This is a genomic window from Winogradskyella ursingii (genome assembly GCF_013403975.1).
In the GTDB taxonomy this organism is placed as follows: domain Bacteria; phylum Bacteroidota; class Bacteroidia; order Flavobacteriales; family Flavobacteriaceae; genus Winogradskyella; species Winogradskyella ursingii.
Genome location: NZ_JABFDH010000005.1, coordinates 181,263 through 196,270, shown reverse-complemented (window position 1 = coordinate 196,270; position 15,008 = coordinate 181,263). Strand labels below are relative to the sequence as shown.

Genomic DNA, 15,008 nt, shown 5'->3' with positions numbered 1-15,008 from the left:
TGATTTTTCTATTTATTTCATTGGCTTTAACTGTGGGTCGGTATTTGACATTTTATTCTATTCCTAATACTGAGTCTCATAATTTAAGGAAAATAATTTAATTAAGCATCTGCGGCTTTTACTATTACCAATGGCAGGATGCAATCTTTTATTCTTGATATGCTCCTGATGAATAAGTCAATTCATAACTGTGGGTATAAATTTCAAATACAATTCCGAATGGATCTTCTACATATACCATTTTATACGGTTTTTCATTTGGATAATATTCTCTTATGGGCATTCTTTGTTTTCCCCCAGCCTCAACTATTTTTTTGGTAAGATTCTCGATATCTGGATCTTGTACACAAAAGTGAAATAGTCCTGTATTAAATGGATTAAAATCAGGTGCTTCTTTATTTCCGTGAGGAAATGAAAAGAGTTCAATTCCAATTCCGTCAGATGTTGACATATGGGCGATTTCGAATTCTTCCCAATTTTCACCAAACACATCGATGCACATTTGTCCAATAGCAGTATCGCGTTCTTTTTTTACTGAAGATGGTTTCATAATTACATACCATCCCATAATGTCCTCATAGAATTTAACCGCTTTGTGAATATCAGGTACAGTAATACCTATGTGTGAAAATGATTTTGGATATTTTATTGCTTTCATAAGATTATATTTTTAATTGGTGCATCAAGGCTGTGGCTATTGGTAATCGATTGGTGTAACACTTAACTTTGCAAATACAAATTGAATAGGAAATCCAGTCTGATTTTCATCAATAGGCTTGAACTAGTAACTAATTTTTTACGGTGTTGGCATTAGTTATTTTATTTTCCGTCCTTTAATTCCGCTTGCACAACCGTAAAAATTTTCCAAATATTCAACTTCAAACTCCAGTTTGTTAAAAATCCGAAGTACATTCTTTGAATTTCCGAATTCTTCTGTGTAAACCCCTAGCATTCTATAAGTCTCCGGACTCCCAAGAAATAATTTCCCTAAAATTGGAATAATATTTTTCAAGTAAAACATATAAAATGGTTTTAAAAATTTACTGTTTGGGACAGAAACATCAATAAGCGAAAATTTTCCGTTTGGCTTTAGAATTCGGTCTATTTCGAATGCTAATTTTTTAAGTTGCTCATCATTAAATGTCTTTAATCCAAAACCTGAAATCACATAATCCGCTGTTTCGTTTGCTATAGAATTTTCAAAGACGTTTTCTTTTAGAATTTCAATTTTCGATTTTTTAAACTTTCCTTTGTTTTTATACGCACGATTAATCATTTCAGTTGAGAAGTCAAGTCCGATTAATTTTGAATTTATGTCAGTTTTTTTTATTATATGTTTCCAACATTCCCCCATTCCAGTCATTAAGTCAACAACTGTTTTTCCCTTCTCTATTTTAATTTCCTCAACGCATTGTCTTCTCCATCTTTGGCTAAATCCAAAAGAGGATACGTAATATATTTTTAAATACGAACTACTCATTTTGTCAAATAATTTTTCAACAAATTTAGGCTCGTAAATTTCTTTCATTCGTTAGGATGTAATCATTGGCAACTTATTATATGTCAATAAAAATCTATCTTATTCTCAATGAATTTGGATAATAAAACTTTTAAAATATAAAAGGTTTTAATTCGCGACCTCACTCATAAACTTAATACGGTACAAACGTAATTCTTCATCATCATAGTCGCCATCAAATTCTTCTATGGCATCGTCTATTTTATCACTATCGGAATCCATAAAATAGTCGTGGATTTCTTCTTGTTGGTCTTCATCCAAAATTTCATCAATCCAATAACTGATATTCAGTTTAGTACCAGAAAATACGATAGATTCCATTTCTTTAATAAAATCTTTCATTTCCATGCCTTTTGAAGAAGCTATATCACTGAGCGGCAATTTTCTATCTACGTTTTGTATAATGTATAATTTTATGGCAGAATTTGAACCCGTAGATTTCACCACCATATCATCTGGACGCATAATGTCATTTTCTTCTACATAGTCGGCAATCAAAGCAACAAAATCCTTTCCGTATTTTTTAGCCTTGCTTTCACCAACTCCATGGACGTTAGATAATTCCTCTAAAGAAATTGGGTATTTTAATGCCATGTCTTCCAAAGATGAATCCTGAAAAATTACAAACGGTGGCACTCCAAGTTTTTTGGCATTACGTTTACGTAAATCTTTGAGCATGCCCATTAATTTTTCGTCTGCTACCGCGCCTCCACCTTTTGCCTTGGTGATAATTCCACCGGCACCAATATCGTCATATGTGTGGTCTTCTGCCATCATGAACGATTCTGGGTTTTTGATAAAGGATTTCCCTTTATCACTTAATCTCAATACACCGTAAGTTTCAATATCCTTTTTTAAATAGCCAGCAACCAATACTTGACGGATGAGTGCCATCCAATATCGGGCTTCTTTAGTTTTGCCTATGCCAAAAAAGGGTTGTTCGTCAGTTTTATGGGATCCAATTAAGGCATTTGTTTTACCGATTATAACATTCACTAAATCCTTGGACTTGTATTTCTCATTGGTTTTATCTACCGTTTCCAATAAGATCTTTACATCGTCCTTTGCTTCGACTTGTTTTTTTGGATGCCTAACATTATCATCCATATCTCCTCCTTCGCCTGTGGCATTGTCAAACTCTTCTCCAAAATAATGAAGTATAAATTTTCTTCGAGAGATCGAAGTTTCAGCAAAGGCGACTACTTCTTGTAACAAGGCATGTCCAATTTCTTGTTCCGCCACAGGTTTACCCGACATAAATTTTTCGAGTTTTTCAATATCTTTATAAGCGTAGTAAGCCAAACAGTGACCTTCTCCTCCATCTCGACCAGCACGACCTGTCTCTTGATAATAACTTTCGATACTTTTAGGAATGTCATGATGAATCACAAAACGTACATCAGGTTTGTCAATTCCCATCCCAAAGGCAATTGTGGCCACCACCACATCTGTATCCTCCATCAAGAACATATCCTGATGTTTCACCCTTGTTTTGGCATCTAAACCTGCATGATATGGCACCGCTTTAATTCCGTTAACCTGAAGCACTTGCGCCAATTCTTCAACTCGTTTTCTGCTCAAACAGTAGATTATCCCTGATTTTCCTTCGTTCTGTTTTACAAAACGAATGATATCTGCATCAACATTTTTTGTTTTAGGACGTACTTCGTAATAAAGATTTGGTCTATTAAAAGAAGCTTTAAAAGTAACCGCATTGGGCATACCCAAACTTTTTAAAATGTCTTCCTGTACTTTTGGAGTAGCTGTTGCAGTTAAACCGATGATTGGAATGTCATCACCAATGCGCTTTATGATGGTTTTGAGATTGCGGTATTCTGGCCTAAAATCATGACCCCATTCACTAATACAGTGGGCTTCATCCACAGCCATGAATGAAATTTTAACGGTTCTTAAAAATTCGACGTATTCTTCTTTGGTCAACGATTCTGGTGCTACATAAAGCAATTTGGTAACACCGTTGGTAATATCGTCCTTTACGCGCTGAACTTCAGTTTTATTTAATGACGAATTTAAAACATGTGCTACCCCTTCATGATCGGATACCGCTCTAATGGCATCCACCTGATTTTTCATTAATGCAATTAGGGGTGAAACGACAATTGCCGTACCTTCCTTAATTAAAGCTGGCAACTGGTAGCACAATGATTTTCCGCCACCCGTTGGCATTATTACAAACGTATTATTGCCTGCAACAACATTTTTTATGACCTCTTCCTGAAGGCCTTTAAAAGCCGAAAAACCAAAATATTTTTTGAGTGAAGCGTGTAAGTCAATCTGTGAAATACCCATTAATCCTTTTAGTATTTTATATAAATTTTTTCCGTGAAAACTAAAATTCTACTTTCAAAAAAATGTGAAATTTAGCCTTAAATTAGTAACCACTTTTTTAATCCATAAAATTTTCTCATTAGGCTCTATTGAAGTGTCCCAATGAAAAATTTCATGTACTTTTGCAAGAAGTTTAAAGATAACAAAATCTTTAAATCTAAAAAACCGTACAATCATTTAATTTTGAATACTTCATCATCCATTATATCCACTGCAAAAAGCACTATTAAGTTAGAAAGCGAAGCGATCGGTCATTTGTCGGATTTACTTACAAATGATTTTGCCGATGCGGTAGAATTGATCTATAACTCTAAAGGCAGAGTAATTATTACTGGTATCGGAAAAAGTGCCATTATCGCGAATAAAATAGTTGCGACACTTAATTCTACAGGAACACCAGCCATATTTATGCATGCAGCAGATGCAATTCACGGTGATTTGGGACTAATTCTCGAAGATGACGTAGTTATTTGCATTTCTAAAAGCGGTAATACTCCAGAGATTAAGGTCTTGGTTCCACTCATTAAAAATGCAAAAAATAAAATGATTGCTATCACTGGCAATATCGATTCTTTTCTGGGTCAACAGGCCGATTATATATTGAACGCGTTTGTAGCACAAGAGGCGTGTCCTAATAATCTTGCTCCAACCACTAGTACAACTGCACAATTAGTAATGGGCGATGCATTAGCCGTTTGTCTTTTGGAATTGAGAGGGTTTTCGAGTAAGGATTTCGCCAAATACCATCCAGGTGGTGCACTTGGCAAACGCCTTTATTTAAGAGTCAATGATTTATCTTCTCAAAATCAAAAACCGCAAGTGGGTCTAGAAACGAGCCTAAAAGAAGTAATTGTTGAAATTACTGAAAAAATGCTTGGAGTAACAGCCGTTATTGAAAATGATAAAATCGCAGGTATAATCACCGATGGTGATTTAAGGCGGATGCTCAGTAAAAGTGACGATATTACTGGACTTAAAGCCAAAGATATTATGAGTATCAACCCAAGACGTATACAAGAAGATGCGATGGCTGTTGATGCCAAGGAAGTGATGGAGGAATTTGGTATTTCCCAACTTTTAGTAGAACACAATGGCATCTACGCAGGTGTGGTTCATCTTCATGATTTAATAAAAGAAGGTATCATATAATGGCGAAGAAGAATATTGATGAAATGTCTTTTTTAGACCATCTGGAGGACTTAAGGTGGCATTTAATTAGAGCAACGCTAGGGGTTTTAATTGCGGCTGTATTAGCTTTTGTTTTTAAACGTTTTATTTTTGATGTCATCATCTTTGGACCGACTAACATGAGTTTTCCAACGTATGAAGGGCTCTGTAAAATGTCTCAGCTAATAGGCATCAACGATACGACTTTTTGTGCTGATAAATTTCCTTTTATCATTCAAAACAGAAATGTGGCCGGTCAATTTTCTGCCCATATCTGGACTTCTATTTATGCGGGTTTTATTGTTGGTTTCCCGTATGTTTTATATCAGTTGTGGAGCTTTATAAGTCCGGGCTTAAAAAATAACGAACGTAAAAATTCCAGAGGATTTATTGTTATTGCGTCATTACTTTTTTTTACCGGCGTTCTTTTTGGGTATTACATCGTTACACCATTATCCATTAACTTTTTAGCGAATTACACTATTAGCGAGCAAATTCAAAACGAGTTTGATGTAAGTTCTGTTATTGCCATAGTGCGCTCTTCTGCAATTGCTTCGGGCTTAGTATTTGAATTGCCAATTGTCATTTATTTTTTAACCAAAATAGGTATTGTAACTCCTCAATTTTTAAAGAAATATAGAAAATTTGCACTGGTTATTGTACTTATTTTGTCAGCTATAATTACTCCGCCCGACATAGCAAGTCAAGTTATTGTAGCAATCCCAATATTGCTGTTATATCAAATTAGTATTTACATTTCGGCAATCGTTGTCAGAAATCAAAAAAGAAAAGAAAATAAAGTTAAGCACTCATAAATATGTCAAATCCCGTAGAAGAATTTAATGCGTATCGTGCCAAAATGAACGATAAAATTTTAGCGGATAACAATAAAATTGTTAAACGAATATTCAATCTTGATACCAATGCCTTTTCAGAAGGTGTTCTGGACAAAAAGACAAAAGAACTTTTAGGCCTTGTGGCCTCAACGGTATTGCGTTGTGACGATTGCGTAAAGTATCATTTAGAAGCGTCTTATAAAGAGGGTCTTTCAAAGAACGAAATTAGTGACGCATTAGGTATAGCCACCTTAATAGGAGGTACTATCGTAATTCCTCACTTAAGACGCGCGCACGAATATTGGGAAGCTTTAGAAGAACATTATACCCAAGGTTAAACTTTTACTAAAACCAAGAGCGTTTCTGCCAATGGATATGATTTTACTATTTTTAACGTTCTAAATGTCAGTATGAAGCTAAGAGCCGAAAATTTAATGAAGTCCTATAGCGGACGAAAAGTGGTTAAGGATGTATCTTTGGAAGTTAACCAAGGTGAAATTGTTGGGTTACTGGGACCTAATGGTGCTGGTAAAACCACATCCTTTTATATGATTGTTGGTATCATTAAACCTAATGGTGGAAATATTTTTCTTGAAAACACCAACATTACGAAATATCCAATGTACAAACGTGCCCAAAACGGTATCGGTTATTTGGCACAAGAAGCTTCCGTATTTAGAAAGCTGAGCATTGAGGATAATATCTTAAGCGTTCTGCAACTTACCAAATTAAGTAAGAAACAACAGCGCGAAAAAATGGAATCTCTTATTGAAGAATTTGGATTAGGACACATAAGAACTAATCGTGGGGATTTGCTTTCTGGTGGTGAACGTCGTCGTACAGAAATTGCACGTGCCTTGGCAACTGATCCCAATTTTATTCTGTTAGATGAACCTTTTGCTGGTGTTGACCCAGTTGCCGTTGAAGATATTCAACGTATTATAGCAAAACTCACCAAAAAGAATATCGGCATTTTGATTACCGATCACAACGTACAGGAAACATTAGCCATTACAGACCGAACATATCTTATGTTTGAAGGCAATATACTTAAAGCCGGTAAACCAGAAGAATTGGCAAATGACGAGATGGTACGTAAAGTTTATTTAGGTCAGAATTTTGAGCTTCGCAAGAAGAAGTTGATGTTTTAGATTACTTAATCTAGATAGATTTTTAATCTTATTACGCCCAATGAATTAATTGAGTATTCTAATTTTATTGATAACAAAAACCTCTATGACTTCTTCTTTTTAAAGAACAATCCTTTTATTATTTTGACAACCAATACGCAGGCCGCACCAAAAATAAGCCCGACAATAAAATCTCTCAATATTGAAGGCAAGACCTCCAAAAAGTGATGTAAGAAGTCTATATTATGTACAAATATACCTCCAGAAACAAGCAGCAAAGCAATAGTCCCAATTATAGATAATCCCTTTATTACTTTAGGCAGTGCCTGAACCAAAAACGTACCTACCGAAAACAGAAATCCTTTTTTCTGCTCACTTTTAGAAATCATTTTAAGCCCTAAATCATCCATTCTAACAATAAGGGCAACAATTCCATATACACCAACTGTCGCTATTAAAGCAACAATCGAGACAACTATTATCTGAAAGGTAAGTGTTTCTTCAACTACGGTACCTAAAGCGATAATTACTATTTCCACAGACAAAATAAAATCAGTAATTATAGCTGATTTAATTTTATCTTTCTCAAGTTCTACAAGCTGAGCATCCGTAAGAGTTACCTCTTCTTTTAACACAAGTGTGTTCTTCGGCTTATGAGGCACAAAGTATTCATAGATTTTTTCAGCTCCTTCATAGGCTAAATACAATCCGCCCAGAATTAAAATTATGGTTATGGCTTTTGGAACAAAAGCACTCAAAACAAAGGCTAACGGCAATATAATTAGCTTATTAAGAAATGAGCCTTTTGTAATAGCCCAAAGCACTGGTATTTCTCTAGACGATATAAACCCGGAGGCTTTTTCTGCGTTAACTGCCAAATCATCACCTAAAATTCCTGCAGTTTTTTTTGTGGTGATTTTAGTCATGGATGCCACATCGTCCATCAATGCCGAGATATCGTCTAATAATGCAAAAAAACCTGATGCCATTAAAAAAAATATGATTTGTGGTTAGTAATAAATTTTAAAATTTTCATTAAACTAGTGAATGTTCTTTTGATCTAGAATTGACAAAAAGAAATAAAAGATAATTATTAAAGGAATTGCTGCAAATTGAAGTACTACAAGTAACACAACAGTTAAAATTAAAAAGAGATAACGGATAGTATTATCCTTAAAACTCCAGTTCTTAAACTTAAGCGCAAATAATTTGATGTGAGAATTTAACAAATAGCAACTCAATAATGAAACAACGATTAAAAACCATTTGTTAATAATTATCGCGTTTAGCACATCGCTGTTTTGATATTCTACAATTAATGGCAAGGACAATATAAGCAACGCATTTGCTGGAGTTGGTAATCCCTTAAAATAGGTTTGTTGGTCTTCGTCAATATTAAATTTTGCCAATCTATAAGCCGAAGCAAGAATAACAAACAAGCCTATTAGTGGCAAGACGTATAATTTTCCACCCTCCCATTCCATCGTATCACTCCAATCCTCATTGAAACTCACAAAATCACTCGTGCCCATAGACATAGCAATCAATTTATACATTACAATTCCAGGAACAACTCCACTAGTTACTAAATCTGCCAGCGAATCGAGCTGAATACCCAACGGACTTTGGACATTTAATTTCCGAGCTAAAAGTCCATCAAAAAAATCAAAGAAAATTCCTAAAAAAACAAAAAATGCAGCATAGACAAAATGGCCATGTATGGCAAAAATCAATGCAATACAACCCGAAAAAAGATTTAGGAGTGTTACAATATTTGGGACGTGTCTTTTTAAGCTCATAAATGTGATTTCAACAAAAATAAAAAAAGTATTGGTCTCTTGTTTCAATTATATTTTTAAATGCTACAAAAGAAATAGATAGAGGACAATAAGAACGCGCATTTCAAGTTAAATAGATAGAAAAATATTGTGCATCTTTGTAAAAAAATTGCTGTTGAAAAATTACTATGTAATTCTCTTAACGCTTACTACGCTTTGTGCTACTGCCCAGACCACTAGAAAATATTCCAACGAATTTATGAATATTGGCGTCGATGCGGCTGCATTGGGTATGAGCAATGCAGTAGTTTCACAAACAAATGATGTCAATTCAGGTTATTGGAATCCAGCAGGTTTGGTTCATTTAGAAGATAACCAGCTCGCCTTGATGCACAGCAGCTATTTTGCCAATATCGCCAATTACAATTACATAGGTTACGGTATGCCTTTGGATGACAGAAGTGCCTTAGGACTTTCACTTATCCGGTTTGGTGTGGATGACATTTTGGACACCACACAGCTTATTGACGATCAAGGCAATATTAATTACGATAGAATTAGCACTTTTTCTACTGCAGATTACGGACTCACTTTTTCTTACGCTCGCAAACTACCGTTAGACGGTTTGAATTTTGGAGTAAATGCGAAAATCATTCGCAGGATTATTGGTGATTTTGCCTCTAGCTGGGGCTTTGGTCTTGATGCAGGTGTTCAGTTTGAAGCCGGGAACGATTGGAAATTTGGCTTAATGGCGAGAGACATTACTACGACTTACAATGCGTGGACCATTGACGAAGAAAAATTTGAACAAATAAGTGGTGCAGTCGAAGGCGAAAATCAAGAATTACCAGAAAAAACCGAAATTACCATACCAAAACTGCAATTGGGTATGTCTAAAAAATGGATTTTTAATTATGATTACTCACTTTTGGCTGCTGCAAACTTGAATGTGCGTTTTGCAGAAAATAACGATATTATCTCAACTTCTTTTGCCAGTATCAATCCTGCATTGGGATTTGAGTTCGGTTATACCGATTTAGTATTTTTACGAGGTGGTTTGGGGAATTTTCAGAATGAAAGACAGATCGATGATTCGGAAGAATTGACCTTTCAGCCTAATTTTGGAGTCGGTTTTAAATATAAAGGCATTCAAATTGATTACGCGTTTACTGACATCGGTGACCAAAGTGCTGCTTTATATTCTAACGTGTTTTCTTTAAAAATAGACTTTAGTGTCTTCAGATAATTATACTTATGCGATTAAAATTATCATTTTGTTTTTTTCTACTCTCTCTAAACTTTTTGGCGGCCCAACAATTTCAATTGTCACCTAATGCAGAAATTTCTGTACTCACCATTGGACCTGGAGCATCGCTAAATGATTCTTTTGGTCATAATGCATTTAGAATAAGTGATAAAGTTCAAGGGTTGGATTTAGTTTACGGATATGGAGAATATGACTTTGACGCTCCCAACTTTTATCTAAAATTCGCTCAAGGAAAGTTGAACTACCTCATTAGCCGACATAATTTTTCACAATTTTATGACTTTTATGCTCGTAGTAATCGTACAATAAAAGAACAGGTTTTAAATTTACCAACTTCAGAAAAACAGGATTTATTCAATTATTTAGAAAACAATTACAAACCTGAAAACAGACGTTATCTCTATGACTTTTTTTATGATAATTGTGCTACACGGATCAGGGACGTCGCTCAAACTTCAACCTCTAATAAAATTAAATTTAATAATCCTGCAGATTTCGAAGTCCAAACTTTTAGGAAGTTAATCCATGAGCATGTCGGCTTGAATTCCTGGGGAAGTTTTGGCATTGACATCGCGCTTGGATCAATTATTGATAGAGAGGCAACTCCAGAGCAACATATGTTTTTACCAAAATATATTCACGATTTTTTTGCTGCAGCTACACGTGATAGTAAAGATTTGGTAAAAAGTTCATCGGTTATTTATCAAAAGCAAAATATTGAAGATAGTTCAAATTTTCTATTGAGTCCATTATTTATAATGGGCATTCTTGGGCTTATTATTTTGTTTATTACCTATAAAGATTACAAAAATAACGAGCGAAGTGTTTGGCTTGATATTTTATTATTTGCTTTAACTGGCCTGGTTGGAATTCTGCTTATATTTTTATGGTATGGTACCGACCACACTGCCACAGGACAAAATTACAATTTGCTATGGGCATTGCCATTAAACGTTTTTATGATTGGCCAATTGTTGAGAAAGCAACCTAAAAATTGGTTCAGGTCTTATCTAAAATTTTTAATAATAATGCTTTGTCTAATGACTTTGCACTGGATTATTGGTGTCCAAATTTTTGCCATTGGGCTAATCCCTTTTATTATCGCTTTGGCTCTTAGGTATTTTTATCTTTTAAGATTTTTTAAGCAAAAATAATTCTTACTGCCCTCTGTAATAAAGGATGGTACTTAGAGTTTTTATTGAAATACTAAAATCTAAAAACACACTTCGGTGTTTTATATAATACAGATCGTATTGAAGTTTAGTTAAACTGTCATCGATTGAAGATCCATAACGTGTATTTACCTGTGCCCAACCTGTAAGTCCTGGCTTAATAATATGTCTGGTTTCATAAAAAGGAATGATACGTGACAATTCTTGAACAAAGAATGGACGCTCTGGTCTTGGGCCTATAACACTCATATCTCCTTTTAGGACATTATAGAATTGAGGAATTTCGTCAATACGTGAGCGTCTCAAAAATTTTCCAAATTTAGTAATTCGTTTATCATCTTTTTGAGCCCAGGTAACACCATCTTTTTCGGCATTGAGGATCATTGTTCTGATTTTCAATATATTGAAAACCTTACTGTTTCTACCTACACGTTCTTGGGTATAAAAAAGCGGCCCTCGATTACCTAATAAGTTACCAATGAGAATCAATGGAAAAATAGCTAAACCCACAAGCAAGCCTATTATTGAAAATATGATATCAAACGTTCGCTGAAAGAAGATATAAAGTTTATTCTCATTACTTCGACTGAAGGGAAAATACTTGTAGAAATCCTTACCAACAAATTGAATAGGAACTCTAAGCAACAACTCTTCATAAACCTGGGTGTATTCCCTTATCTTAAATCCTTGCTCCATCAATAACATTAAATCATGATAGACTTCGGCAATAATAGCTTCTGTATTAAAACTGGCGACTAAAACTTCTGATACTTTTTCCTTTTGTACAGTTTCTAAGAAATCTTCAGCCCTAAATTCTTTAAGTCCTTTAAATTTTACCGATTCTTCAGTCGAAGCTTCGCTATTAATAAAACCGACAATTTTATAATTGGGATCTGACTTATTGAGTGCTGTTACCAAACTTTCAATATTTGAAACTTCGCCAACCATCAATACCCGTTTATAAAATCTCGGTGATTCGATAAGATATATATAAGCAATTCTCCATATAGTTATCATTAAAATAATACCCAAATAGAAGTATAAAATTTGCATACGTTCTTCCGGTAGTAATGGAGATAGGTAAGGAGTTAGTAAATAAAAGAGCACAACGATAGAAACTGTAATTACGATGTTTCTAAAAGTAACATGTAATCTGCTGGCTTTTTGTAAATCGTAAAGTTCAAAAATAGTAGCGAAAACTGTGTAGTACAATCCCAGTAATACTAATTGCGAAATATTTTGTTTGTTGATTGATAGATACTCAAAACTCAGAAAAGTTTCCAAAGTATAGACACCTACAAAAATCATTATTAAATCCATGATTCTTAAAAGTATCTTACGTTCAGATACTTCAAAGTGTATGCCTTTATTTTTTTTCATTCTTGGGGAATGTCTTGCGTAAAGATAACAAGTCTATAGAATTAACAATATAATTATTTCAAAAGCTTAATCCAAGATGGTTTTACAGAGTTCCAATCAAAGCCTTCTGCTTTTTGTCGTGCATTTGCTATAATCTTGTTTTTGAGTTGAGCATCTTGTTTAAGATGAAGAATGGCGTTTGCCATGGCTTCTGCGTTATTTGCTTTAACTGTAATCCCATCGATATTACTTTTAATTAAGGAGGGTATTCCACCTACATTTGTAGACACAATTGGCAGTCCTAAAGCCATGGCTTCAATTAAGCTCACTGGCATATTATCAAAATTTGTGGTATTTATAAATACGTTATGGGATTTAGATACATTTAACCAATCTTGTTTTGAGAGTTTTCCTGTAAAATTGACATTTAATTTTCTTTCTTTGGCTAATTGTTGCACATATTTTAACGACCCATCTACGTCTGGACCTATCATTGTAAGTGTTGCTTTTTCGTTTTTTTCAACCAAATTTTCCAAAACCAACACAGCCAACCTTGGATTATATATTTCTGAAAACGATCTTACCCATAACATATGGACATTTACAATTTCCCTGTTCAAAAAAGGATAATTTTCTATTTCGATACAGTTAGGAATATATTCAACATTGCTATAACCATAAGATACGAACAGGGATTTCAAGAATTCTGATGGAGATATTAAACACTGTGCATTTTTAAAAATTGAAGCACTAAGTTTTGGGTTATTTTTTAATCGTTTTTCTAAATTTCCACCATGGAGGATTGGAATGTAATCTATTTTGAAGACTCTGCACACTAAACTTATTATTAGTGCATAATTGAAATTTAGGGTACTGTATGTATCGATAAGAACCAAATCTGCCCAATTTCTGTTTTTTAGAACAAGACTAATCATATCAAGTAGTCTCAAAACAATATTTGTTTTACGAGAAGCAACTTTAACGTGGCATATTTCCTTTAAATGCTCGCTCAATGTTTCTATAGGTGTAACGGTTTTACCCTTGTTGGATAATGCGTTTCCTACGTAAAGGACGTTTTTCATATTGTACATTTAAAAGTGCCAAAGCGTAAATAAAAGCTGGTGCTGCAAGACGCATTGCTGAGTGATTGATAGTAGCAAACCAAAACCCTAAAAATGCTAGGAAGAAAATATTCCTTCTATTTTTAAACCGTAACATTACTGGCTTGAGTATGAGTATAATTAAAATTATGATGGCAAACATACCATGCTCAGACAAAAGCCGGCTTATTTCATTATGGGAAGCTTTGATGCCTTGACCACTCTGAATTCTTAATTCTTTGGCTCCATTGGCACCGACTCCGAGAAACGGATTTTCTTTAAAACCCTGTAAATCATCTAAAAACAATTCTACGCGACCAGTTGATAAATCTTCTTTCTCTCGTCCAATTTTGTCTTGATTAGCATATCGCTTATCAATGAGGCCTTCTGTTTCATTGGAACTTATGATCCAAACGGCCCCAGCCAAAATTAAAAACAAAAATGACGTGTAAATTATTCTGCCCTTAAATTTCAACGAAGATTTACTGTAAATGGAAAATAGAAATAAGATGATAATCAATATTGCAGTCACTACTCCTCCTCTACTAAAAGTCACAATTGCCCTATAACTTATAACTCCTAGAATTAAGATATTGACAACTTTTAGAAAGAGGTTTGGTGACTTCATAAATAGTCGTACAGTAAAAGCGAACATACCCAAACCAAGAATGGTCGCCACTTGGTTTGGACCAAATCCTCCAGAAGCTTCAAAGTTTGATTGTGTTCCGCTTAATACATCCCTTACACTTGGATTATACAAAAACAAATACACGGTCATTGAAATAATCGGAAGACCCATATACTTTATGGCTTCGAGTAAATCGTTGAGTTTTATTTTTTTATTAAATAAATATAAAGCTGAAAAACCTAAACATACAGGACCACTAAGTACGAATGCCACATTGGTTCTGAAATTACTTTCTAATCCAATATTAACATAAGCGACAAGAATGGATGGTACCAAAAGAGCTAAATAAAATAAATAGGCATAAGCTTTATTTGAAAAACCATTGGAAAGCAAACCAATAACCATATATAAAATGACTAGATATTTTGCGGCTTCATATAAAAATGTTCCTGAAGTCATCCTAAAAAACACTTCAGAACCTACAACATAGCAACATGCAAAAATTACAAATTTGGTTTTATCCTTAGGCTTGGCGCTAATTATAAGATATAAAAAATAAACAACTACTCCGAGGAAGAAAAATTTGGACAATGCTGGTAAAAGATAAACCAATAGTCCCATTACTGCATGTAGACATACCAAATAGAAATAATTTGGTTGATCATTATTTACAGAATTTTTCGATTTGGTACTCAAAACTAAA

General features: G+C 34.2%; 14 protein-coding genes. 6 read left to right on the top strand and 8 right to left on the bottom strand.

Features of this window, described 5'->3' with window-relative positions:
• Positions 1-148 precede the first annotated feature (148 nt).
• The 3 genes from HM983_RS13700 to recQ all read right to left on the bottom strand — a co-directional run bounded on the left by HM983_RS13700 (position 149) and on the right by recQ (position 3,829).
• Complete coding sequence (locus tag HM983_RS13700; protein ID WP_179346278.1) at positions 149-658, bottom strand: lactoylglutathione lyase family protein; 510 nt, start codon at positions 656-658, stop codon at positions 149-151.
• A 156-nt stretch (positions 659-814) separates the two neighbouring features.
• Positions 815-1,528 (bottom strand): class I SAM-dependent methyltransferase, encoded by a 714-nt coding sequence (locus HM983_RS13695; protein WP_179346277.1) that lies wholly within the window; start codon positions 1,526-1,528, stop codon positions 815-817.
• 99 nt (positions 1,529-1,627) lie between these two features.
• On the bottom strand, positions 1,628-3,829 hold the full coding sequence (recQ, locus tag HM983_RS13690; RefSeq protein ID WP_179346276.1) for a DNA helicase RecQ: 2,202 nt from the start codon (positions 3,827-3,829) through the stop codon (positions 1,628-1,630).
• A gap of 222 nt (positions 3,830-4,051) precedes the next feature.
• Between recQ and HM983_RS13685 the strand changes: the two genes are divergently transcribed.
• The 4 genes from HM983_RS13685 (at position 4,052) to lptB (ending at position 7,022) form a co-directional block, all read left to right on the top strand.
• The gene (locus HM983_RS13685) at positions 4,052-5,017 is read left to right on the top strand and encodes a KpsF/GutQ family sugar-phosphate isomerase (RefSeq protein WP_246277520.1); all 966 of its coding nucleotides are present in this window, start codon (positions 4,052-4,054) and stop codon (positions 5,015-5,017) included.
• Positions 5,017-5,850, top strand: coding sequence for a twin-arginine translocase subunit TatC (tatC, locus tag HM983_RS13680; protein ID WP_179346275.1), 834 nt, complete (start codon positions 5,017-5,019; stop codon positions 5,848-5,850). The genes HM983_RS13685 and tatC overlap by 1 nt, the downstream gene beginning before the upstream one ends.
• A gap of 2 nt (positions 5,851-5,852) precedes the next feature.
• Complete coding sequence (locus HM983_RS13675) at positions 5,853-6,209, top strand: carboxymuconolactone decarboxylase family protein (protein ID WP_179346274.1); 357 nt, start codon at positions 5,853-5,855, stop codon at positions 6,207-6,209.
• A 72-nt stretch (positions 6,210-6,281) separates the two neighbouring features.
• Positions 6,282-7,022 carry an LPS export ABC transporter ATP-binding protein gene (gene lptB, locus HM983_RS13670; protein WP_179346273.1) on the top strand — a complete coding sequence of 247 codons (741 nt, stop codon included), beginning with the start codon at positions 6,282-6,284 and terminating at the stop codon, positions 7,020-7,022.
• An 83-nt stretch (positions 7,023-7,105) separates the two neighbouring features.
• Here the strand turns inward: lptB and HM983_RS13665 are convergent, their stop codons facing one another.
• Both HM983_RS13665 and HM983_RS13660 read right to left on the bottom strand, forming a co-directional pair.
• Positions 7,106-7,990 (bottom strand): DUF808 domain-containing protein, encoded by an 885-nt coding sequence (locus tag HM983_RS13665; protein WP_179346272.1) that lies wholly within the window; start codon positions 7,988-7,990, stop codon positions 7,106-7,108.
• Between the two features lie 51 nt (positions 7,991-8,041).
• Entirely contained in the window at positions 8,042-8,800 is a 759-nt protein-coding gene (locus tag HM983_RS13660) for a CDP-alcohol phosphatidyltransferase family protein (RefSeq protein ID WP_179346270.1), read from the bottom strand.
• A gap of 154 nt (positions 8,801-8,954) precedes the next feature.
• On the opposite strand from HM983_RS13660, the gene HM983_RS13655 reads away from it, so the two are divergent.
• Entirely contained in the window at positions 8,955-10,025 is a 1,071-nt protein-coding gene (locus tag HM983_RS13655) for a putative type IX sorting system protein PorV2 (RefSeq protein WP_179346268.1), read from the top strand.
• 56 nt (positions 10,026-10,081) lie between these two features.
• A complete protein-coding gene (locus HM983_RS13650; protein ID WP_246277519.1) occupies positions 10,082-11,200 on the top strand; it encodes a lipoprotein N-acyltransferase Lnb domain-containing protein in 1,119 nt (372 codons plus the stop codon).
• A 3-nt stretch (positions 11,201-11,203) separates the two neighbouring features.
• Here the strand turns inward: HM983_RS13650 and HM983_RS13645 are convergent, their stop codons facing one another.
• The 3 genes from HM983_RS13645 to HM983_RS13635 are packed head-to-tail and all read right to left on the bottom strand — an operon-like array spanning position 11,204 to position 15,001.
• A complete protein-coding gene (locus HM983_RS13645) occupies positions 11,204-12,598 on the bottom strand; it encodes a sugar transferase (RefSeq protein WP_179346264.1) in 1,395 nt (464 codons plus the stop codon).
• Positions 12,599-12,651: 53 nt separating this feature from the next.
• A complete protein-coding gene (locus HM983_RS13640) occupies positions 12,652-13,659 on the bottom strand; it encodes a glycosyltransferase family 4 protein (protein ID WP_179346262.1) in 1,008 nt (335 codons plus the stop codon).
• A complete protein-coding gene (locus tag HM983_RS13635) occupies positions 13,613-15,001 on the bottom strand; it encodes an O-antigen ligase family protein (protein WP_246277518.1) in 1,389 nt (462 codons plus the stop codon). The genes HM983_RS13640 and HM983_RS13635 overlap by 47 nt, the downstream gene beginning before the upstream one ends.
• Positions 15,002-15,008 lie beyond the last annotated feature (7 nt).

Excerpts from the sequence above, each read along its gene's own strand:
- lptB (WP_179346273.1), top strand. The coding sequence starts at position 6,282 with ATGAAGCTAAGAGCCGAAAATTTAATGAAGTCCTATAGCGGACGAAAA.
- recQ (WP_179346276.1), bottom strand. The coding sequence starts at position 3,829 with ATGGGTATTTCACAGATTGACTTACACGCTTCACTCAAAAAATATTTT.
- HM983_RS13645 (WP_179346264.1), bottom strand. The coding sequence starts at position 12,598 with ATGAAAAAAAATAAAGGCATACACTTTGAAGTATCTGAACGTAAGATA.
- HM983_RS13660 (WP_179346270.1), bottom strand. The coding sequence starts at position 8,800 with ATGAGCTTAAAAAGACACGTCCCAAATATTGTAACACTCCTAAATCTT.
- HM983_RS13640 (WP_179346262.1), bottom strand. The coding sequence starts at position 13,659 with ATGAAAAACGTCCTTTACGTAGGAAACGCATTATCCAACAAGGGTAAA.
- tatC (WP_179346275.1), top strand. The coding sequence starts at position 5,017 with ATGGCGAAGAAGAATATTGATGAAATGTCTTTTTTAGACCATCTGGAG.
- HM983_RS13675 (WP_179346274.1), top strand. The coding sequence starts at position 5,853 with ATGTCAAATCCCGTAGAAGAATTTAATGCGTATCGTGCCAAAATGAAC.
- HM983_RS13700 (WP_179346278.1), bottom strand. The coding sequence starts at position 658 with ATGAAAGCAATAAAATATCCAAAATCATTTTCACACATAGGTATTACT.
- HM983_RS13665 (WP_179346272.1), bottom strand. The coding sequence starts at position 7,990 with ATGGCATCAGGTTTTTTTGCATTATTAGACGATATCTCGGCATTGATG.
- HM983_RS13695 (WP_179346277.1), bottom strand. The coding sequence starts at position 1,528 with ATGAAAGAAATTTACGAGCCTAAATTTGTTGAAAAATTATTTGACAAA.